Source organism: Acinetobacter sp. C13, from assembly GCF_016809775.1.
GTDB lineage: Bacteria > Pseudomonadota > Gammaproteobacteria > Pseudomonadales > Moraxellaceae > Acinetobacter > Acinetobacter pittii.
The window spans coordinates 38,670-58,597 of sequence record NZ_JAFBJL010000003.1 but is presented as its reverse complement, the minus strand read 5'-3'; the positions used below and the strand labels follow the sequence as shown (position 1 = coordinate 58,597).

Sequence of the window (19,928 nt, the reverse complement as noted above, 5' to 3'; positions counted from 1 at the left end):
ACTCCTTCCTTTGAGCTTACATCAGCAGAACATCACTTATTTCTGCATTTGTATAGTAATGTATTAACTTGTATATACATCCATATACTACACAAATATTTTTCGGCGTGAAGAGGGTGACTCATATTTTTTTAATAAAATTTAATAAGCTTATGAATTAAATTAATTTATTTTTATATCAGGCATAAAAAAAGCACATATCTTTTAAATCGACACGTGCTTTTTAAGTAGTAAATTATATTGTTTTATCGTTGAATTAGCTCCATGACATAGCAGCTTTTGAGTTGTTTTTTGGGAAAACTAATCGATGTCACGCCAGCGTTTTTCTCAATTTTTAGTGTTTCTTGAGCAGCAAGCTGAACGGAATGATCATCAACCTTCACTTCCGTTTCACTACCCTGATTAAAAATGAAAATCAGGTCTGCCGAACTGATAAATGCCTGCTCCGCTGCCTCATTCAACCACTGAAAACGGGCATGAAACTTTGCAGGATCATAAATTAAATTTAAATCCCGAATTGCACCGTCTACCAGTTCACTTTGGACCTGACTTTCACCATGAAAAGCAAAAATATCACCTTGGTTCAGCGTCGTGGCAGGAAGATCATCGATATGCAATACCATGCCTTGTCCATCAAGTACGCTAATAATTCGCTGCTTATTGGGAAATAGCGAAAATGGCCCAGAAGTGGTCACATCTGCCATCGAAATACGCCAGTCAAAGTCAGCCTCACCTAGGCTTCTGGCAATTTCTAAAGTAAAGCCTGCACCATTTTTCCAAAGCATTTTTGTATATTGATCGGCCCTGATCAATTCAATCATGGATTAAATTTCCCTTCGAGATAGTAGCGGCTACCCGGATAGATCAAACGCGCACTTGAAATGAGTTGTTTGTTTGACCATGTGCGGCGGCGGATCAGTAAGCATGGTTCAGCTTTGGTAATCTTTAACCATTTACACTCTTGAGGAGATGCTAAAACTGCCTCAACAATATGCTCACCTTCTGACACAGGTGCTTTTGCCATGAGGTAAGCATTCGGGGTAATAGTTTTAAAATCTTGTTCTAAATAATCTGGAATCAGTGCTGCATCAACTAAACGATCTTCGACCTGAACAGGTACATCATTTTCATAATGCACAATAATCGAATGAAATAATCTTTGCCCTTCACGAGTCTGCATTAACACGCTTTGCTCTGCATTTGCATAAACTTGTTCTAGGACTAAAACTTCAGCGTGGTGCTTATGGTTTCGTGCAATAATCTCATCAGCAATATTATTAATTTGAAAAAGTGCAGTTCGGCCTTGCCCTTCAGCTACGAAAGAACCAACGCCCTGAATTCGAACGAGTAAGCCTTCTGTTGTTAACTCACGTAGCGCACGGTTTACCGTCATACGGCTACAGCCAAGTTGATTAACTAGTTCACTTTCCGAAGGAATTTTTTTATTTACAGCCCACGAGCCTTCATAAATCTTTTGTGAAATCAGCTGTTTGACGCGTTGATATAAAGGAACTGGACTATCAGCTTCAATCGAAAGCTCAGCATGTTCTTGTTTTGATGTTCTGGGCATAACAAATACTCAAAAAGGCGGCAGGCAAAAAAGTATTTTAGTTGACATGCTATGTATATACAACCACATACAACATGTTAATTTATGAAATAAATAGATTTTAAAAAGTTTAAAAAATAAACATAGCTCGATAAGAGCTAATTTAAAGTTTTATGTAGAGAAATTCAAATATATTAGGATTTTATCAATATTTATTTAATAGTTATTTCTGGTAAGCCAGTGCCCCATCCAAGAAAACAAAAATATCATTTTTTCGGGTTTACGAAATGATGCTTAAAACTTTTATTTAAAATAACTGATCGATAGTATTCTTCTGCCACACAGTATATTAATAAAACTGGAAGCACATCGAATGCGTAATTATAAAATAGATATTCTTCGAGGAATCTCTATCCTTTTGGTTCTTTTACATCATTTTAATATTCCCTATAAACTTAAAGATACATGGTTAGGTTTTGATTTTTTAGGTGAAGCATTTAGCACAGTCATCGCAAGAAACGGAAATTATGGCGTCACCATGTTTTTTGTGATTTCGGGTTTTTTAATTACTCATCACACTTTAAAAAGAGATAAACAATTTTCCGCAATTAACCTCAAGCATTTTTATATCCGACGGGCAGCGCGTATTTTACCGTGTCTGATATTACTCATTTTAGGTGTAAGCATACTTGGTTCATTTGAGTTAAAACCCTTTATGAACCAAGCACCGAATGGCATTGAAGTCTCTTATCCTTTAACCATATTTGCAGCCTTAACCTTCTGGATGAATATCCTGATTATTAAATTCGGTTGGGTAAACTACGCTTTGGGCGTGTTGTGGTCGCTCTCTGTAGAAGAAGTTTTTTACTTTGTTTTTCCATTATTGTGCTTGCTTACGCGTAGTAATAAGGTCTTTGTTGCTGTACTAATTGGCGTGATTTTATATGGGCCTTATTTTAGGTCTCTCCATTTTGGAGAAGAAAGCGGCGCTTATTTATATCACTATTTTTCGAGTTTTGATGGTATAGCAATTGGCTGTTTAACTGCCATTTTCTCTCATAAATATCAGTCAAATTGGCCCTATAAAAAACCTCTTTCATGGTTAATTATTTTGAGTATGACCGCTCTATATTTATATGCACCAATTAAAGAAGTCAGTACATGGGGTATCAGCTTATTTGCTTTTGCTACAGGCTTACTTATTTTGTGTTTTCAGCATCCTTCCGAAACGCAAGCGCATAACCTATTTACCAAAGTGATGGTCTGGTTAGGGCAAAGAAGTTACGAAACTTATTTGTTTCATCTGGTTGTATTGGGCCTTATGAAGGTTGCTTTTATTCCAGCCCAAACCGACTCTAGCATCAAAATTATGCTTTTAATTGGCTATTTGGTTCTGACTTTTATCATCAGCGCAGCGATTGAAAAATATTATTCCACACCGCTTAACAGCTACATTCGAAAGGTTTTTATTAAAGACAAATCATAAAAATAAGCCCCTTTAAAATAGGGGCTTATTTAATTAAGCGATCAACATGGTTTCATCTTCTTGTTTAAAAGGATTAGGCCAGTTCTGCCAAACTTGTGGTCCTAAAGCTATTTCTTCATCACTTAACAAGCAGCTATCTAAGCGTTGTATTAAAGCTTGCTCATCCATTTGCATACCAATTAAAACCAGTTCCTGACGTGCATCTCCTGTGCGTGCATCCCAATTTTTCTTAATTTCTTCAATGCTGGCTAGGTCACTCGGCCAGTCTTCTTCTGCAACGGCGGCCCACCAATAACCTGCCAAGCCGTGTCGAGCCATTGCACCTGCTTGTGACCATGAATAGGCCAATGTCGGTTCGGCAGCCAACCAGAAAAAGCCTTTAGAACGCACGACTCCCGGCCATACAGCCTGAACCAAATCATAAAAACGCTCTGGATGGAAAGGTCGGCGGGCACGGTAAACAAAGCTACTAATTCCATACTCTTCAGTCTCTGGCGTATGCTCACCACGTAACTCTTTTAACCAGCCTGGTGCTTGGGCAGCTTCATCAAAATCGAATAATTGCGTATTTAAAATTTTATCTAAAGCGATCTTTCCAAATTGAGCAATTTCAATTCGGGCACGCGGGTTTAGAGTTCTTAAAATGGCGATAAGCTGGTCTTGCTGAGCCCGATCAATCAGGTCAATTTTATTCAGTATAATCACATCACAAAACTCGATTTGATCAATAAGAAGATCGACTACAGTTCTTTCATCTTGCTCACCTAATGATTCGCCACGTTGTTGCAGTGAGTCAACTGAACTGTAATCTTTAAAGAAATTAAAAGCATCGACTACCGTGACCATGGTGTCGAGTCGAGCGAACTCATTGAGTGAGTTTCCATCTTCATCTTCAAAGGTAAACGTCTCTGCCACAGGTAACGGTTCAGAAATGCCTGTCGACTCAATCACCAATTGGTCAAAGCGTCCTTCATCAGCTAACCTTCTCACCTCAACCAATAAATCTTCGCGTAACGTACAACAGATACAGCCATTACTCATTTCCACCAGCTTTTCATCCGTTCTTGAAAGCTCTGCCCCACCTTCGCGTACTAATGCAGCATCAATATTCACCTCAGACATATCATTGACAATCACGGCAATACGACGGCCTTCACGATTATTTAAAATATGGTTGAGTAATGTGGTTTTTCCTGCACCCAAAAAGCCTGATAAAACAGTGACGGGAAGCTTGGCAAATGAGTTGGCGATTGCAGTGCGCATGGCTTGATCTCTTCGAATAATATTTAAACTGATCATGGCTGACCATTTAGATATGGCCAGATCACAGGCGTAATCTATTTCTAAACCATGTTAATGTTATGTTATAACATAACTATTGATCAAGTTTTTATTCCGCTTTTATTCAGACCAACTCAGTTAGTCTTTGAAAAAAATTGCTTTTATAGTCCCTGACAAATTGAGGTTTTGTAGTGATGGTCAGGCCCCCATGCACGGAATCCTTGGCTATCAATATGAATTTGTCCTGAAGCATAAACACCTAGTCCCATATTAAGCGCTTGGCCTTTTGTGGCCCAAAACTGACAAAGTTTGGTTTTGGTTTGCTGAATATTGAATTGGTCTAAATCGGTAGGCTGTTCTGGCCCAATTCTAAAATCAAGCGCCGCATTAAAGACATGTCGAGAAGCATCAGCACCACCCGCACAGCGGTTTAGAGATAACGCTCGGTAGACCGAAGTCACTTCAAAATCATTAATTACGCCATCATCAACTAACGCTTTTAAAATGCTAAGTGTCGGAACAATATTGGACCAAATCTCTCTTGGTGGCACCGCATAAGGCTCAACTCCACATTTTTGCCAATCTCGAGCCGAGCTTAATAATTCATGGTCTGGAACTAAATTCGCAAGCCCTTTTTGCTTAAGAAATTGCTTGTAAGATTGCACAGACTGTCGATGGTCTGCTGTTGCTAACCATGCAACATACGCCTCAGGCTGAGGCTTTATTCTGACCACTGGTTTTGTAGGTTGAGGTAAAGAGGTCTGGTTGTGCAGAGGGATTGTTGGCTTGGGAGTTTGAGTGCTACACGCTGTGAGAGATAATAAAATTAAACCGAAATAACGCTTCATAAATATGCTCTATCTTCACCAAAAAAGGGAAAATTGCTCATCATCAAATTAATGAAATGTTATATTATAACAATAATAAAATCCTTTAATTTCTGTTGCTAAATTTTAAAAATAAAAAAGGACGTATGAGATACGTCCTTTTTTAAATACAACTCAATAATTTATTAAATATCTGCTTTTAAGGCAGGTATAGACTGCTCAGCTTTTAGTTTTCGGCGTTTAAATTGATAAGCCACCATCAAACACAAGATCCAGCCAGGAATCATCATGACCGCAACACGCATATCTGGTGTTAAAGACATCACGATCAAAATGCCAAGCATAAATAATATGCATAAATAGTTGCTAAACGGATACATAAAGCTTGGAAACTTCGTTGTTTGCCCTTGGCGCTGCATATATTTGCGGAATTTTAAATGCGTCCATGAAATTACTACCCAGTTAATTACAATCGCTGCAACCACAAGCATCATGAGTAAACCAAATGCTTTTTCAGGGAAAATGTAGTTTAACAGTACACATAAAATAGTGACTGCCGCTGAAAGGATCACTGCATTGGTTGGAATACCGCGTTTATTAATACGTGCAAATACTTTTGGTGCATTTCCTTGTTGCGCAAGGCCTAATAACATACGGCTACTGCAATAACTTGTACCGTTATAAACTGAAACCGCAGCGGTCAAAATCACAAAGTTCAATAACGTTGCAATTCCTTGGCTATCTAAAGAAGCAAATACCATCACAAACGGGCTTCCGCCTTGTGCCATCTGGTTCCATGGGAACAGCGAGAATAAAACAAAAAGCGTCGCAATATAGAAAATCAAAATACGGTAAATAATTTGATTCACAGCTTTAGGTAAAGTTTTATCAGGGTCACGTGCTTCAGCTGCAGTAATACCGAAAAGCTCAATACCACCAAAAGCAAAAATAATGACCGCCATTGCCATCACTAAGCCTTCAACACCAAACGGGAAGAAACCGCCAAGTGCCCAGAGGTTTGAAATGCTTGCCTGTGGACCTGCTGTGCCTGTTGCAAGTAAATATGAACCAAAGCCAATCATTGCAAGAATTGCTAAGATTTTGACAATAGAAAACCAAAATTCCATTTCGCCAAAAAACTTAACGTGTAGCAAATTAATGCCATTAATTAAGACAAAGAAGGCTAAAGCAGATGCCCACGTCGGGATTTGCGGCCACCAATATTGAATGTAAAGACCAATTGCGCTTAGTTCTGCCATACAGACGAGTACATTGAGTACCCAATAGTTCCATCCTGACATGAACCCTGCAAATGGTCCCCAATATTTGTAGGCAAAATGACTAAAAGATCCACTAACTGGCTCTTCTACCACCATTTCACCAAGCTGACGCATCATTAAAAAAGCAATAAATCCTGCAATGGCATAACCGAGGATGACCGATGGACCTGCTAATTTAATCGATTGTGATATACCAAGAAAAAGCCCTGTGCCAATCGCCCCACCCAATGCAATAAGCTGGATGTGCCGATTACTCAAACCATGTTTCAGGTTTCCTTGCTCTTGTGCTGACATATGATTATTCTCATCCGTGTCACGTAATTTTTTTCCAATAAATTACGTATATCATAAATTGATCAAACTTTCATAGAGATTCATGAAAAAATAATTGCGTGACTTTTCTCATGACCGCGAATGAAAACAGAAAATACAAGAAATGACAATTATTATGAAATGTGTAATTAAATTATGTATTGCGTAATTTGATGAATTCAGTATTATAGAGACATGAAGCAATTGGTTGTGCTCGGTCTATATCAAACTCATAAGACAAAAGATGATCTAAGCAAAGGTTAAAACTTATTGAGTAGCTCAGTCCTAGACCGAACTTTTATTTGTATAAGACCCGAGATAAAGACAAGGAAGCGAAAATGGAACAAAAACTAAACTCTTTTATTGAAGTTTCACCTCAATCAGATTTCACTATTCATAATTTGCCTTACGGTGTTTTTAGCAGAGCTAACGAAAGTGAGCGTCAAGTTGGTGTAGCTATTGGTGATTGGGTGATTGATCTCGCTGCTCTTGAAAAGCATGGTCTTTTAAAACTTTCAGAACAAGACACATACTTTAACCAGCCTACTCTGAATAAATTTATCGAGTCTGGCAAAGCCAACTGGTCAAAAGTTCGTAAGACACTACAGTCTCTTCTCTCGGTTGAAAATTTAACGCTTCAAGAAAATGAAGCATTGCGTCAGGAAGTTTTGGTTAAGCAAGACAGCGTTACTTTGCATTTACCACTCCAAGTATCTGGTTATACCGATTTCTATTCTTCTAAAGAACATGCCACCAATGTAGGCTGTATGTTCCGCGACCCTAAAAATGCTTTACTGCCAAACTGGACTGAATTGCCTGTTGGTTATAACGGCCGTGCTAGCTCTGTTGTCGTCAGTGGCACTCAAGTCGTGCGTCCATCTGGTCAAATTAAACTTCCAAATGAAGAGCGCCCAGTTTTCTCAGCTACGCGTAAACTCGATTTCGAACTTGAAACAGCATTTGTTATTGGTAAACCAACAGAGCTTGGCCAGCCGATCTCTATTGAAAATGCTTGGGATCATATTTTTGGAATGGTATTACTCAATGACTGGTCAGCACGCGATATCCAGCAATGGGAATATGTGCCTTTAGGCCCTTTCAATTCAAAATCATTTGCTAGTGCCATCTCACCTTGGGTAGTCACACTTGAAGCACTTGAGCCATTTAAAGTGGAAGGCCCAAAACAAGAGCCTAAACCTTTAACGTATTTACAAGAAAATATCGCGAATAGTTATGACATTAATTTGAGTGTTGAAATTCAAAGCCCGAAATCGGCACAAGCTGACGTGATTTGCCAAACTAATTTCAAATATATGTACTGGTCTATGGCTCAGCAGCTCACTCACCACACCATTGGCGGCTGTAACGTTCAGGTTGGTGATTTAATGGGTTCAGGTACTATTTCAGGTTCTACACCAGATTCGTATGGCAGCTTGCTTGAGCTTACATGGAACACCACCAAGCCTTTAACACTTGCCAATGGTGAAACTCGTGGTTTCTTGCAAGACGGCGATACACTCATTATGAAAGGTCACTGTGAGAAAAATGGTATTCGCATTGGCTTCGGTGAAGTTCGAAATACAGTCCTTCCTGCATTAAATTTCGATTTTGCAGAAACTTCGGAGCCTGACTATGAAGCTGTATAGTTACTTTCGTAGCTCTGCAGCCTACAGAGTACGGATTGGTCTAAACATTAAAGGTTTAGCTTATGAGACTGTTCCAGTTCATCTGGTAAAAAATGAACAGCAAAGCGAAGACTATTTAAAGTTAAACCGTAGTGCTCTAGTTCCGACTTTAATTGACGGCGATTTAACCTTGTCTCAATCGTTAAGTATTTTGGAATATCTAGATGAACAATACTCAGAAACCAAATTACTTCCAAATGATGTGCAAGAGAGAGCAAAAGTTCGCGCTTTTGCTCAAGCAATCGCTTGCGATATTCATCCATTAAATAACTTACGCGTACTGAAATATTTAAAAAATGACTTAAATGTTTCAGATGAGCAGAAAAATTATTGGTATCAGCACTGGATTATTGAAGGCTTTCAAAATCTCGAACAGCTACTTCAAGATTCAAACGGACAATTTTGCTTTGGACAACAAGCAACTATTGCCGATTGCTGCCTGATTCCACAGGTCTACAACGCGAAACGCTTCAAGATTGATTTATCTGCGTTTCCAAAGATTGAATCGATTTATCACCATTGTTTGTCTATCCCAGCCTTCTATAACGCGGCGCCAGAACAACAACCAGATTGGGAATAGTAAAAAGGAGTTTTAATATGACATTTGCCATTAAAAAAATACATCACGTTGCATATCGTTGTAAGGATGCGAAAGAGACCGTTGAGTGGTATAAAAAAATGCTCAACATGGACTTTATTTTAGCTTTTGCTGAAGACCATGTGCCGTCAACTAAAGCCTTTGACCCATACATGCATTTATTCTTAGATGCTGGTCAAGGCAACGTTTTGGCATTTTTTGAATTGCCAACTCAACCAGAAATGGGCCGAGACGAAAATACGCCTCAATGGGTACAACATATTGCTTTTGAAGTTGAAGACTTAAATGCGTTGATGGCTGCCAAGCTACATTTAGAAGAAAATGGTGTGAAAGTTTTAGGCGTAACTAACCATGGTATTTTCCACTCAATTTACTTCTTCGATCCAAATGGCCATCGTTTAGAACTGACTTATAACGATGCTCATGCTGAAGAAAAAATTGCAAAAATTACTGAAGAAATGAAAACTGAAATGCTAGAGGAATGGAGCAAAACCAAACGCGCTCCGCACCATACTCATTTCTTGCATGAAGAAGAGTTAGGAACCTAATTTTTAAAGAGCGTAATAAAAAATCGGCATTGATTAGAATTGTTTTAAGAGCAGTTCTATATCAATGCCGATTTATATTATTTAAAAACGCTAAATTTCTAGAAAATTGCGCTATAAATAAGTAAATAGTGATTTTAGAAGATTGTTGGTTATTAAACATGTCAATTTCGCTAATAGAAAAAGGTGATTTCTATTTTTCACTAGGCTCAGGCATGATGTAAAACGCACCAATTTCAATTTATGTTTTGATCGTCACTGTTTAACAGCTGAAGTAAATTTATTAAGGGTATTTAAATGATTGAAGAAAAAGTATCTGGGGGGGTTCAATCACTTGAAGTCGGTTTATCTGTACTAAACGCCCTTTTGGAACACAATCAACCTATTATTCTCAAAGATCTGTCTAGCAAGCTAGAAATGCATCCTGCCAAGGTTCACCGCTATCTGGTTAGCCTTATTCGCATGGAATATGCAAAACAGCTTGATGATGGGCAATATGCTTTAGGTGATCAGGCATGGCGCTTAGGTCTCAACTGTGTTCAGCATAGCGACACACTACAGCTGGTACAGCATTTAATTTACGACCTACAAAACAAAATTGGTTGCGGTATACAAATTAGTAAATGGTCACCCAAAGGCCCTGTCGTGGTTCAATCGATTGAATCAAACCACCCTATTTCGATTGTGACTAAAGTCGGCTCGATTATGCCTTTAGTCAATTCTGCTGCGGGACGTCTATTTGCTTCTTATCTTCCAGAACATTTTGTTCGTCCCTTAATGGAAGCAGAATGGCAAAAGCATCAAGAACTTGGTCTGCACATCGCACCACAAAACTGGCAAGCATTTACAGAGCTTAAAGACACTATTCGCCAGCAACAAATGTCGGCAGCGAAAGGCGATTTATTGACAGGAATTAATGCGGTAGGTTTACCTGTGTTTAATTCAAACCAAAGCATCGAGTTTTGTATTGTCGCACTGGATAGCGAAATGTTTTTACCAGTCGACCCTCACAGTAAAACGATTGAAATCTTGAAAAATGAAGTGAATCTCATCAATCAATATATTAAAAGCCGCTAATCAATAGCCATAAAAAAACCAAGAGATCAAACTCTTGGTTTTTTTAAGATCAGGAATAAAGCTCAGCTTATTTATTTAGTTTCTAAAACACCACGGCGAATCTGGTCACGCTCAATCGACTCAAATAACGCTTTGAAGTTACCTTCACCAAAGCCATCATCATCTTTACGTTGAATAAATTCAAAGAAAACTGGACCAATCATATTTTCAGAGAAAATTTGCAATAACAGCTTTTTCTGACCGTCTTTAGTATTACCGTCAAGCAAAATACCGCGCTGTTTTAATTCATCAGTTGGTTCACCATGCTCAGGTAAACGATCTTCTAGCATTTCATAATACGTATTTGGCGGCGGAGTCATAAATTTCAGACCAAGGCCTTTTAACTTATCCCAAGTCGAGATTAAGTCATCACAAATAAACGCGATATGCTGAATACCTTCGCCATTAAAGTCAGATAGGAACTCTGCAATTTGGCCGTTTCCTTTGTCTGAATCTTCGTTTAACGGAATACGGATCTTACCGTCTGGCGCTGTTAATGCTTTAGACGTTAAACCTGTATATTCACCTTTAATATCAAAGTAGCGAATTTCTTGGAAGTTAAAGATTTTTTCATAGAAGTTTGCCCAATACTCCATACGGCCTTTGTAGACGTTATGAGTTAAGTGGTCAATCTCGTTTAAGCCTGCCCCTACTGGACGTTTCTCGGCATCATCAAAGAAAACAAAGTCATTTTCATAAATATCACGGTCAACTAAAAAGATTGGCATACCACCAATGCCTTTGATTGCCGGGATGTTGAGCTCCATTGGCCCAACTTTTGAATACATTGGTTCAGCACCAAGTTCTACTGCTTTTTGGAAAGCTTTTGCTGCATCACGTGTTTTAAAACCCATCGCACAAGCAGATGGACCATGTTCATTAAAGAAGAATGAAGCATAAGATTCTGGCTGATAATTCAGGATAATATTGATATTTCCTTGACGCCATAAGTACGCTTCTTTCGATTTATGCTTGGCTACTTTTGAAAAGCCGATTGTCTCAAAAACTGGATCTAATTCATTTTCTTTTGAAACAAACTCAATAAATGCAAAACCGCATAATTCTAATGGGTTCTCTAAAATATCCATCTAGTTTCCCTCTGGTGATTACCTGTTCCGTTTATCTCTATTGCTGATGAACTCAGCTCCTTTCTCTATAGAATACGTAATCATTGGGTGAGTATTTGAACCGTCAAAATGCCTTAACCCAACGCATCCTATGAGAAAAAAACGAATCATTAAAATGAAGATATGATGAGCGTGGAGCCTTTGATGATTAATTTCCGTTCCATGTGGTGTTTATTTTCCATACACACTGTCCTTTGTTATCTAAAAGTACGATTGAGATTTTTCAATAAACCCTTAAAAATCGTCTTTTCCTAAAAATCATTTATAGATTTATGGAGACCAACATCCTTGTTGGATCTCCAATGGCCATTTACCTTGAATTAGATGCTACTAAAAACAAATAAATTATGCAATACATAACTTAATTATGAATTGCATAATTTTAGTAATCTTTTAATTTGCCTGTTTTAAAATCAATTGTCATATTCGATATTCTGTTTATGATTCTTTATCTTCAAAAATCTCTCTTGCTTTGAGTTTGGAAAACTATGCTTTTAGTCAGCGCATGTTTAATTGGTGAACCTGTTCGATATGATGGTAAATCTTGTCCAAATACCCGACTTAAGCAGCTATTAATCAATAAAAAAGCCCATGCATTATGCCCAGAGCTATTAGGGGGTTTTACCACTCCCCGTTTACCCGCAGAAATTGTGGGCGGAACAGGTCAAGATGTGCTTGATGGCAAAGCAAAAATTATCGATTCATCTGGTTTAGATGTGACAGAGTTATATTTAAAAGGTGCTTACCGCACCCTAGAAGTTGCGCAGCAAATAAAAGCAACTTGTGTGGTTTTAAAAGAGAATAGCCCATCTTGTGGTAGCCAAAAAATTTATAACGGTACTTTCCAAGGTGAGAAAATTACAGGAGTTGGAATCACCACAGCGCTTTTGCAACACCATGGCTTTGAAGTAATTTCTGAAAATGAGATTGAAGATTGGTTAGTAGAACATCCTCTTTAAGAGTGTGTTGATCTACCTAATCAAAAACCTCTTAATTGTTTTCTAAAATGGAAACAGATGGCACTCATTAGACAAGCCACTAAATAACTTATGGCAGCCATCCACCAGAAACCATAAATTCCCATCGCAGAAATCGAGATATCTTGCCAATGCAGTCCTTTATAGGCCATCCACCAACCACCGCCTAATCCGAAACATAACACCACGACCAAGAAAATCAGCATTGGTAAAATCGACACATCCCAACAACGCAGCAAAGAGGTCAATAACGTCATTAAGCCATCTAGAAAGTGAGACATACAGACAATCAACAGCAGTGATGCAGCCAAAATCTGAACAGCCAAATCATCTGAATAAAAGGTGACAATTAAGTCCCTCTCCAGCCATAAACACAGGGATAGACTGCCGCTTACTGCCATAATCACCCATATACTTTGTCTGGCAATTTTGTTTGCTTCTTCCATGTTTCCGCTGCCCACAGATCGTGACACTAAAATGCTATAAGCCGAGGCAATGGATGAAGGGATAATAAACATGAAGCCGCCAGTACTCGCGACAATTTGATGGGCTGCAGACACCACACTCCCAAAAGGTAAAATCAGAATAGCAACCGAACAAAATGCAACGACGTCCATCAACGCCATGATTGCTGTCGGTATCCCTATTTTTAAAATCATCCGCAGACTCTGTCGGCTATCTTCAACCGAACGTTCTGGATGTTCAATAAAGATGTAGCTTTTCTCTAAGAAAAACAGGTAATAAATAGCCAACATAAACCACCGTACAATGAGAGTGGCTAACAAAGCCCCTATCGCACCGAGTGGCGGAATTGAAAATAAAGCGACACCATAAATTAAAAGATAGGACAAAATAATTTTAAGAATAAAGAAAATGCTATCTGATAGTAAAACCTTATGCGCATTTTCAGTGACCTGAGACAAAGCTGTAAATAAGCGCATCAGTAAATGGGCAGGTAAAATAAATACCAAAGCCCACATACAGTTTTTAGTAATTGAAACGACATGTTCAGATGCACCAAACAATTTTGGTAAATCGCGGAACAAGTAAAGCAAGCCAATACTAACCAATGCCGAACCTAACATCAGCCAAATGCCTTGAATAAAAATTTGACGAATACGTGGTATGTCATGGCAACCATAAGCTTCTGAAAGCTTGAGCATCACGCCTTGCAGAATCCCCATACCAATGACATAAACCACTGTATATAAAGATAAGGTCACCGATAATGCTGCTACATGATCGTTACTAAAATGCCCTACATAAGCAATATCAACCAATCCACTTAAAACTAGAATTAAATTGCTTGAGAGCATGGGAATAAATAATTTAAAAATCTGGTTCATCAAGGAAATGCCTTATTTTTCTTTACGATTTATACTCATATTCACGTTATTTTTAGTGCATCAATCCAAAGCAAAAGACATACCAGTTCTACCTTTAGCTCCCATATAAAATGTGCTTTAAATGAAAAGGCCAAACTATTCGTTTGGCCTTCTTTTGTCATGTATGTTGTTTATACAGTTATTCTTGTTTGTGTTTACTTGCCCAATAAGTCGCAAGCGCAGGCCCGGAAATATTATGCCAAAGACTGAAAATCGCGCTTGGTACAGCTGTAATCGGAGAAGCAGCAAAATGGACTGCTGCAAGTGCAACACCTAAGCCTGAGTTTTGCATCCCCACCTCAATAGCAATCGCCTTACTGTCCGCATAAGGTAATTTAAAGAAACGCGCTGCGGTAAAACCTAATAAATATCCAAGTCCATTATGTAAAATCACTACGGCTAAAATGAGCAAACCCGACTGTAAAATTGCTGCTTTGCTTCCACCAATAATAGCTGCCACAATCGCTACAATTGCAATGACTGAAACTAAAGGCATCACTTGAATATAAGATTCGACCTGACGTTTAAGCCATGTTCTTAAAATCAAACCAACCACTATAGGAAGTAGCACCACCTGCAAAATCGAAATAAACATCGAAGCTGCATCAATCTTTAGCCATTGGCTGGCAAGCAGATAGAAAATCGCAGGGGTTAATACAGGTGCCAAAAGTGTTGATACCGATGTGCAGGCTACCGATAACGCCACATTGCCTTTGGCCATATAGGTAATCACGTTTGAAGCCGTTCCCCCTGGGCAACAACCTACCAAAATGACCCCAACCGCAATTTCAGGCGGTAAATTAAATAATTTACATAGAACATATGCCAAGCCAGGCATTACGACAAACTGCGCTACCACCCCAATCAATACCGCTTTAGGGCTTTGTAATACCCCTTTAAAGTCATCGACGGTCATGGTCATTCCCATACCAAGCATAATAATGCCCAAAATCCATGGAATGTACGCCTTGAGCCAGACAAAAAATTCAGGCTGCCATAGCGCTAGCGCTGCAAAAACAATCACCCATAGGGCAAAAGTTTTTTGAATAAATTGGGTAAAGCGTAGGAATGCAGCCATACTTTCTATCCCTAAAAATTAAAATATGAAAGTTAAAAACCAGAGCAATATACTTAGCGCTCACTCAACAGATCAGTCGACTGAATACGGACAACACCTTGCTGCTGCATGGTTTGCCAAGCGTGTTCTAACGAACCATTCAGATCAATCCCTTTACAAGCATCTTCAACCACTAAAGTTTTAAAACCTTGCTTAACTGCGTCTAAAGCAGTCCATGCTACACAAAAGTCCGTGGCAATTCCGACCACATAAACCGTATCAATGCCACGCTCTTTTAGGTAACTGGTTAAACCGGTCATGGTGGCGTGGTCTGCTTCCATAAAAGCCGAGTAGCTATCGATATGAGCGTGAAAGCCTTTTCGGATAATCAGTTGAGCTGTCGGAATATTTAAATCAGGATGAAACTCGGCATCTTGAGTACCTTGTACACAATGCTTAGGCCAAAGCACCTGTGGTCCATAGTCGAGTTCAATGGTTTCAAATGGCTGCTTACCCAAATGATTGGCTGCAAAAGAGATATGATTATCCGGGTGCCAGTCCTGAGTCAGAACGACATTTTCAAAACAACCAGCAAGTTGGTTAATCGTTGGAATAATTATATCGGCATCGGCGACTGCTAAATTTCCACCCGGTGTAAAACCATTTTGTACATCAACTACGATTAAAACCGCATTTTGTGGTTGTTTATTCATTTTCATGTCATCTTCAATCCCAACTGGGAAATTGCATTCTATCTTGCCACAAAAAAAGCCCATATTAAGTAAGGCTCCGTCGAATCAAGCCGTATTGTTATGTTTACTGGGTATTCTTAGCGCGCAATAATGAAAACATCCTATCTTTTCCTCAAGTTTACATCGCGATTATCCGTTAGGCGTATTGTTCTTATGCGTCTGATCAGTCATAATTTGCATAATTGTCATTCAACAATCTGTTATTGTTAGAACTGGACAATCAAAATACTGCAACCATCCCACATTTTGTTTTTCTTACCTCAGATTCGGATGGATAAATAGGATATTTTTAAAAATGACTCAGCAAGCACAGACCATTCAAGGCTCAATCGTCGCAATCGTCACACCCATGTTGAAAGACGGCGGTGTAGATTGGAAGGGTCTTGAGAAGCTGGTTGAGTGGCACATAGAACAAGGTACAAACAGTATTGTAGCCGTCGGTACAACCGGCGAAGCCTCAACATTGAGCATGGAAGAGCACACACAGGTTATTAAAGAAATTATTCGTGTAGCCAATAAACGTATTCCAATTATTGCCGGTACTGGTGCAAACTCAACCCGTGAAGCAATCGAATTAACTAAAGCTGCTAAAGAGCTTGGCGCAGATGCAGCTTTACTTGTAACGCCATATTATAACAAGCCAACCCAAGAAGGCCTTTACCAACACTATAAAGCGATTGCTGAAGCTGTTGAATTACCGCTTATTCTCTATAACGTACCTGGTCGTACTGGCGTAGACCTTTCAAACGACACAGCTGTACGTTTAGCAGAGATCTCGAATATTGTTGGCATTAAAGATGCAACAGGTGACGTACCTCGTGGTAAAGCTTTAATTGAGGCGTTAAACGGCAAGATGGCTGTGTACTCAGGTGATGATGAGACAGCATGGGAACTTATGCTTCTTGGCGCTGACGGCAACATCTCGGTTACTGCAAATGTTGCACCTAAAGCAATGAGTGAAGTATGTGCTGTTGCGATTGCCAAAGATGAACAACAAGCGAAGACGCTTAACAATAAGATTGCAAATTTACACAATATTCTATTTTGCGAATCAAACCCAATTCCTGTGAAATGGGCACTACATGAGATGGGACTGATTGATACTGGTATTCGTTTACCACTCACTCCTCTCGCTGAGCAATATCGCGAACCTCTCCGCAATGCCCTAAAAGATGCGGGAATTATTTAATAAGAGCAATTTATGATGCAATTACGTCTTGGTTTAGTCCTTGCAGTTTCAGCCTTAAGTTTAGCTGGTTGTGGTCGCTTCGCAATTAATAATCACTCTTTAGATTATAAAAATGCCAAGCAACTTGCCCCGCTTGAATATCCTGCCGATGCAACTGTACGACCAGCGACACCTTTGTATCCTGCACCAACTGTAGAACAGCGCGCTATCGATAACGCACCGAAGTTTGAAAATAAGCGTGGCAACCGCTATGCACTGCCACGCCCTGAACAAACGCAAGGTAATGCGACACTAGATGCCTCTGCTCAAACGACGACTGCGCTTGGACGTCCTCAGCTTGTGACTGACGGTAATAAAAACCCGTTGTTAAAAATTGATGGAAATACAGCCGAGATCTGGCAATACACCAAAGCAACTTTAAGTACTTTAAATTTCAACATCATCGCTCAAGGCAGTAATCAAGCGACGATTAAAGTAAATGACAATACTTATGTGCTTAAACTTACTGGTGTAGGTTCTAGTCATACTCTTGCTCTATTTAATGTAGATAACACTTTTGCAAGCCCAGATGTGGCTGCTGAAGTGCTAAACCAGATTTACCAAAATTGGCCAGCCTAGTCGTTTACTAGGCATTTTTTTTAAAAAGGTTCCCTCATGTTAAAACAAACCTTGCTCTATACTGGTAAAGCAAAATCTGTATATGAAACAGACAATGCCGACCATCTGATTTTAGTCTTTCGTGATGATGCCTCTGCGTTCAACGGCGAAAAAATCGAACAACTAGATCGTAAAGGCAAGGTGAACAACCGTTTTAACGCCTTCATCATGGAAAAGCTTGCTGCTGCGGGTATTGAAACGCATTTTGAAAAATTGCTTTCTCCAACTGAAGTGCTTGTTAAAAAACTTCAAATGATTCCAGTTGAATGTGTAATTCGTAACTACGCAGCTGGTTCTCTATGCCGTCGCTTAGGTGTAGAAGAAGGTAAAGAGTTAACTCCTCCTACATTTGAATTGTTCTATAAAGATGACGGTCTAGGCGACCCAATGGTTAACGAATCTCAAGCGATTGCTTTAGGTTGGGCGACTGCTGAACAGTTAGAACAAATGAAAGTTTTAACTTATAAAGTAAACGATGTATTAAAAGCATTATTTGCTGAAGGCAACATGATTTTGGTGGACTTCAAGCTTGAATTCGGTGTTTTCCATGACCGCATCGTGCTTGGTGATGAGTTCTCTCCAGACGGCTGCCGTTTATGGGATAAAGACTCTAAGAAGAAACTCGACAAAGACCGTTTCCGTCAAGGTTTAGGCGGTGTTGTTGAAGCTTATGAAGAAGTTGCTGCTCGTTTAGGCGTAGATTTATCTGACATCTAATCAGTAAAACTTCATAAAAAAACCGGGCCAAAGCCCGGTTTTTTTATGTTCAGTACTATACAAGTCCAATAATGTAGACAGATTTGTCTATTTCAATAAATTAACACTTGCATAAGCTTAATTTAAAACACTAAAATCTAGAAAAACACAAAGTACTTCACAATAATTAAATTTAAAAACTAGGGTGAACCTATGGAATTATCTAAGCTTGAAAAGAGAGTAACGGATCATCCAATCCATTTTGGTGAAAATCCTCTGGTCCTATTAAACAACTTTAGCACTACTGCCTTAAAACAAGGCTGGAGTCAGGCAGAGGTTGAATCTGTTATTGCTAAAGCCTCTCAAGGCGACTATATGGCGCTCATCCGTACTTTAAGAGCTTATACTTTTCTTTAATCTTGTTGTTGATGATCCAGCCATTGTGCATTCAATTTATAAAAAGACACATAAAGCTGTTATGAATTGACTAGATTTATCCTGAACACTGCCTTAACAATAAATAAAACAATAAATATAAGATATTTATTCAGTGAGGAGTAAATCTAATGGACCATGAAATAGAGGAAAAGAAAGTCGAGAAAACCTTAAGCTGGCGTGAAAAAATGGCAGTTGAAGAACATGAGAAACTGTCTCCCCGTTTAGTTTATGAAATTATCCGCCGTGATGGTGCCGAAGAGCTTGATCGTCCAACAACTGCACTGATCTTTTCAGGGATTGCCGCAGGTTTAGTCATCAGTTTTTCATTTGTATTTAAAGCGATTATTGCTGCTTATCTCCCAGTTGATGCAGTCTGGACCGATTTAATCACTAATGTGGGTTATACCATTGGGTTCTTGATCGCTATTTTGAGTCACATGCAACTCTTTACTGAGAATACTATCACCACAGTTGTGCCTTTATTTAATCCCTTTACTTTCGATAAATTACGAGCAGTGGGACGCTTATGGGGCATTGTGATTCTATGCAACATTATTGGAACAGCTTTGGCGAGTTTATTTTTCCTAACTACTCACCTGTTTACTCCAGATATTGACAAAGCACTAGATGAACTCGCACATCATGTGGGCTCCTTTTCTGCAACCCAGAATCTGCTTAAAGGCATTATGTCAGGGCTATTAATTGCAGCATTGGTCTGGATGTTGCCCTCGGTCAGTAATAAATTCCTGCTCATCTTTTTTATGACGTATTTGATAGGACTGGGTGACTTTACTCATGTAGTGGTTGGTTCTACAGAAATGTCCTACCTGGTCTGGCAAGGAGAAGCTTCTATTGGCAAGTATCTGTTTACTTTCCTCATCCCAACCACTATCGGCAATATTATTGGCGGTACAGGTGTGTTCACGCTACTGATTTATGGTCAGGTCACTGAAGAGCTGGAATAGCATAAA

20 protein-coding genes are annotated in these 19,928 nt (G+C 39.1%); 11 read left to right on the top strand and 9 right to left on the bottom strand.

Features of this window, described 5'->3' with window-relative positions; genetic code table 11:
* Positions 1-245 precede the first annotated feature (245 nt).
* On the bottom strand, positions 246-821 hold the full coding sequence (locus JGE69_RS10085; RefSeq protein ID WP_199113303.1) for a HutD family protein: 576 nt from the start codon (positions 819-821) through the stop codon (positions 246-248).
* Entirely contained in the window at positions 818-1,570 is a 753-nt protein-coding gene (gene hutC, locus JGE69_RS10080; protein WP_014207981.1) for a histidine utilization repressor, read from the bottom strand. The genes JGE69_RS10085 and hutC overlap by 4 nt, the downstream gene beginning before the upstream one ends.
* A 352-nt stretch (positions 1,571-1,922) precedes the next feature.
* On the opposite strand from hutC, the gene JGE69_RS10075 reads away from it, so the two are divergent.
* Positions 1,923-3,035, top strand: a complete 1,113-nt coding sequence (locus tag JGE69_RS10075) for an acyltransferase family protein (RefSeq protein ID WP_199113301.1) — start codon at positions 1,923-1,925, stop codon at positions 3,033-3,035.
* A 33-nt stretch (positions 3,036-3,068) separates the two neighbouring features.
* On the opposite strand, the gene zigA is transcribed toward JGE69_RS10075, so the two are convergent.
* From zigA to JGE69_RS10060, 3 genes are all read right to left on the bottom strand, one after another.
* On the bottom strand, positions 3,069-4,334 hold the full coding sequence (gene zigA, locus JGE69_RS10070; protein ID WP_199113299.1) for a zinc metallochaperone GTPase ZigA: 1,266 nt from the start codon (positions 4,332-4,334) through the stop codon (positions 3,069-3,071).
* Positions 4,335-4,477: 143 nt separating this feature from the next.
* A complete protein-coding gene (locus tag JGE69_RS10065; protein ID WP_199113297.1) occupies positions 4,478-5,164 on the bottom strand; it encodes a YcbK family protein in 687 nt (228 codons plus the stop codon).
* A gap of 164 nt (positions 5,165-5,328) precedes the next feature.
* On the bottom strand, positions 5,329-6,717 hold the full coding sequence (locus JGE69_RS10060; protein ID WP_199113295.1) for an amino acid permease: 1,389 nt from the start codon (positions 6,715-6,717) through the stop codon (positions 5,329-5,331).
* Positions 6,718-7,073: 356 nt separating this feature from the next.
* Between JGE69_RS10060 and fahA the strand changes: the two genes are divergently transcribed.
* The 4 genes from fahA to JGE69_RS10040 all read left to right on the top strand — a co-directional run bounded on the left by fahA (position 7,074) and on the right by JGE69_RS10040 (position 10,640).
* Positions 7,074-8,381, top strand: a complete 1,308-nt coding sequence (gene fahA / locus JGE69_RS10055) for a fumarylacetoacetase (protein WP_069124323.1) — start codon at positions 7,074-7,076, stop codon at positions 8,379-8,381.
* Complete coding sequence (maiA, locus tag JGE69_RS10050) at positions 8,368-9,000, top strand: maleylacetoacetate isomerase (protein ID WP_199113293.1); 633 nt, start codon at positions 8,368-8,370, stop codon at positions 8,998-9,000. Before fahA ends, maiA begins: the two co-directional genes overlap by 14 nt.
* A 17-nt stretch (positions 9,001-9,017) precedes the next feature.
* A complete protein-coding gene (locus tag JGE69_RS10045; RefSeq protein WP_199113291.1) occupies positions 9,018-9,566 on the top strand; it encodes a VOC family protein in 549 nt (182 codons plus the stop codon).
* A 294-nt stretch (positions 9,567-9,860) separates the two neighbouring features.
* The gene (locus JGE69_RS10040) at positions 9,861-10,640 is read left to right on the top strand and encodes an IclR family transcriptional regulator (RefSeq protein ID WP_002119135.1); all 780 of its coding nucleotides are present in this window, start codon (positions 9,861-9,863) and stop codon (positions 10,638-10,640) included.
* Between the two features lie 71 nt (positions 10,641-10,711).
* Here the strand turns inward: JGE69_RS10040 and hppD are convergent, their stop codons facing one another.
* On the bottom strand, positions 10,712-11,767 hold the full coding sequence (gene hppD / locus JGE69_RS10035) for a 4-hydroxyphenylpyruvate dioxygenase (protein WP_002119157.1): 1,056 nt from the start codon (positions 11,765-11,767) through the stop codon (positions 10,712-10,714).
* Between the two features lie 527 nt (positions 11,768-12,294).
* Between hppD and JGE69_RS10030 the strand changes: the two genes are divergently transcribed.
* Entirely contained in the window at positions 12,295-12,765 is a 471-nt protein-coding gene (locus JGE69_RS10030) for a DUF523 domain-containing protein (RefSeq protein WP_199113289.1), read from the top strand.
* A gap of 20 nt (positions 12,766-12,785) precedes the next feature.
* Here JGE69_RS10030 and JGE69_RS10025 read toward each other — a convergent pair whose 3' ends face one another.
* The 3 genes from JGE69_RS10025 to pncA all read right to left on the bottom strand — a co-directional run bounded on the left by JGE69_RS10025 (position 12,786) and on the right by pncA (position 15,944).
* Positions 12,786-14,129, bottom strand: coding sequence for an MATE family efflux transporter (locus tag JGE69_RS10025; protein ID WP_199113287.1), 1,344 nt, complete (start codon positions 14,127-14,129; stop codon positions 12,786-12,788).
* A 178-nt stretch (positions 14,130-14,307) separates the two neighbouring features.
* The gene (locus tag JGE69_RS10020) at positions 14,308-15,246 is read right to left on the bottom strand and encodes a bile acid:sodium symporter family protein (RefSeq protein ID WP_017386186.1); all 939 of its coding nucleotides are present in this window, start codon (positions 15,244-15,246) and stop codon (positions 14,308-14,310) included.
* 53 nt (positions 15,247-15,299) lie between these two features.
* The gene (pncA, locus tag JGE69_RS10015; protein WP_068564711.1) at positions 15,300-15,944 is read right to left on the bottom strand and encodes a bifunctional nicotinamidase/pyrazinamidase; all 645 of its coding nucleotides are present in this window, start codon (positions 15,942-15,944) and stop codon (positions 15,300-15,302) included.
* Between the two features lie 328 nt (positions 15,945-16,272).
* On the opposite strand from pncA, the gene dapA reads away from it, so the two are divergent.
* The 5 genes from dapA to JGE69_RS09990 all read left to right on the top strand — a co-directional run bounded on the left by dapA (position 16,273) and on the right by JGE69_RS09990 (position 19,922).
* Positions 16,273-17,166, top strand: coding sequence for a 4-hydroxy-tetrahydrodipicolinate synthase (gene dapA / locus JGE69_RS10010; protein ID WP_017402863.1), 894 nt, complete (start codon positions 16,273-16,275; stop codon positions 17,164-17,166).
* Between the two features lie 15 nt (positions 17,167-17,181).
* Positions 17,182-17,784 (top strand): lipoprotein-34 precursor (NlpB), encoded by a 603-nt coding sequence (locus JGE69_RS10005; RefSeq protein WP_081309725.1) that lies wholly within the window; start codon positions 17,182-17,184, stop codon positions 17,782-17,784.
* A gap of 36 nt (positions 17,785-17,820) precedes the next feature.
* A complete protein-coding gene (purC, locus tag JGE69_RS10000) occupies positions 17,821-18,540 on the top strand; it encodes a phosphoribosylaminoimidazolesuccinocarboxamide synthase (protein ID WP_002119240.1) in 720 nt (239 codons plus the stop codon).
* Between the two features lie 192 nt (positions 18,541-18,732).
* Positions 18,733-18,936 carry a hypothetical protein gene (locus tag JGE69_RS09995; RefSeq protein WP_075383276.1) on the top strand — a complete coding sequence of 68 codons (204 nt, stop codon included), beginning with the start codon at positions 18,733-18,735 and terminating at the stop codon, positions 18,934-18,936.
* Positions 18,937-19,085: 149 nt separating this feature from the next.
* Entirely contained in the window at positions 19,086-19,922 is an 837-nt protein-coding gene (locus tag JGE69_RS09990; protein WP_199113285.1) for a formate/nitrite transporter family protein, read from the top strand.
* Positions 19,923-19,928: the final 6 nt, after the last annotated feature.

Excerpts from the sequence above, each read along its gene's own strand:
- pncA (WP_068564711.1), bottom strand. The coding sequence starts at position 15,944 with ATGAAAATGAATAAACAACCACAAAATGCGGTTTTAATCGTAGTTGAT.
- fahA (WP_069124323.1), top strand. The coding sequence starts at position 7,074 with ATGGAACAAAAACTAAACTCTTTTATTGAAGTTTCACCTCAATCAGAT.
- JGE69_RS09995 (WP_075383276.1), top strand. The coding sequence starts at position 18,733 with ATGGAATTATCTAAGCTTGAAAAGAGAGTAACGGATCATCCAATCCAT.
- JGE69_RS10040 (WP_002119135.1), top strand. The coding sequence starts at position 9,861 with ATGATTGAAGAAAAAGTATCTGGGGGGGTTCAATCACTTGAAGTCGGT.
- JGE69_RS10005 (WP_081309725.1), top strand. The coding sequence starts at position 17,182 with ATGCAATTACGTCTTGGTTTAGTCCTTGCAGTTTCAGCCTTAAGTTTA.
- JGE69_RS10065 (WP_199113297.1), bottom strand. The coding sequence starts at position 5,164 with ATGAAGCGTTATTTCGGTTTAATTTTATTATCTCTCACAGCGTGTAGC.
- JGE69_RS10025 (WP_199113287.1), bottom strand. The coding sequence starts at position 14,129 with ATGAACCAGATTTTTAAATTATTTATTCCCATGCTCTCAAGCAATTTA.
- zigA (WP_199113299.1), bottom strand. The coding sequence starts at position 4,334 with ATGATCAGTTTAAATATTATTCGAAGAGATCAAGCCATGCGCACTGCA.
- JGE69_RS10075 (WP_199113301.1), top strand. The coding sequence starts at position 1,923 with ATGCGTAATTATAAAATAGATATTCTTCGAGGAATCTCTATCCTTTTG.
- JGE69_RS10030 (WP_199113289.1), top strand. The coding sequence starts at position 12,295 with ATGCTTTTAGTCAGCGCATGTTTAATTGGTGAACCTGTTCGATATGAT.
- JGE69_RS10085 (WP_199113303.1), bottom strand. The coding sequence starts at position 821 with ATGATTGAATTGATCAGGGCCGATCAATATACAAAAATGCTTTGGAAA.
- dapA (WP_017402863.1), top strand. The coding sequence starts at position 16,273 with ATGACTCAGCAAGCACAGACCATTCAAGGCTCAATCGTCGCAATCGTC.
- purC (WP_002119240.1), top strand. The coding sequence starts at position 17,821 with ATGTTAAAACAAACCTTGCTCTATACTGGTAAAGCAAAATCTGTATAT.
- JGE69_RS10045 (WP_199113291.1), top strand. The coding sequence starts at position 9,018 with ATGACATTTGCCATTAAAAAAATACATCACGTTGCATATCGTTGTAAG.
- maiA (WP_199113293.1), top strand. The coding sequence starts at position 8,368 with ATGAAGCTGTATAGTTACTTTCGTAGCTCTGCAGCCTACAGAGTACGG.
- hppD (WP_002119157.1), bottom strand. The coding sequence starts at position 11,767 with ATGGATATTTTAGAGAACCCATTAGAATTATGCGGTTTTGCATTTATT.
- JGE69_RS09990 (WP_199113285.1), top strand. The coding sequence starts at position 19,086 with ATGGACCATGAAATAGAGGAAAAGAAAGTCGAGAAAACCTTAAGCTGG.
- JGE69_RS10060 (WP_199113295.1), bottom strand. The coding sequence starts at position 6,717 with ATGTCAGCACAAGAGCAAGGAAACCTGAAACATGGTTTGAGTAATCGG.
- JGE69_RS10020 (WP_017386186.1), bottom strand. The coding sequence starts at position 15,246 with ATGGCTGCATTCCTACGCTTTACCCAATTTATTCAAAAAACTTTTGCC.
- hutC (WP_014207981.1), bottom strand. The coding sequence starts at position 1,570 with ATGCCCAGAACATCAAAACAAGAACATGCTGAGCTTTCGATTGAAGCT.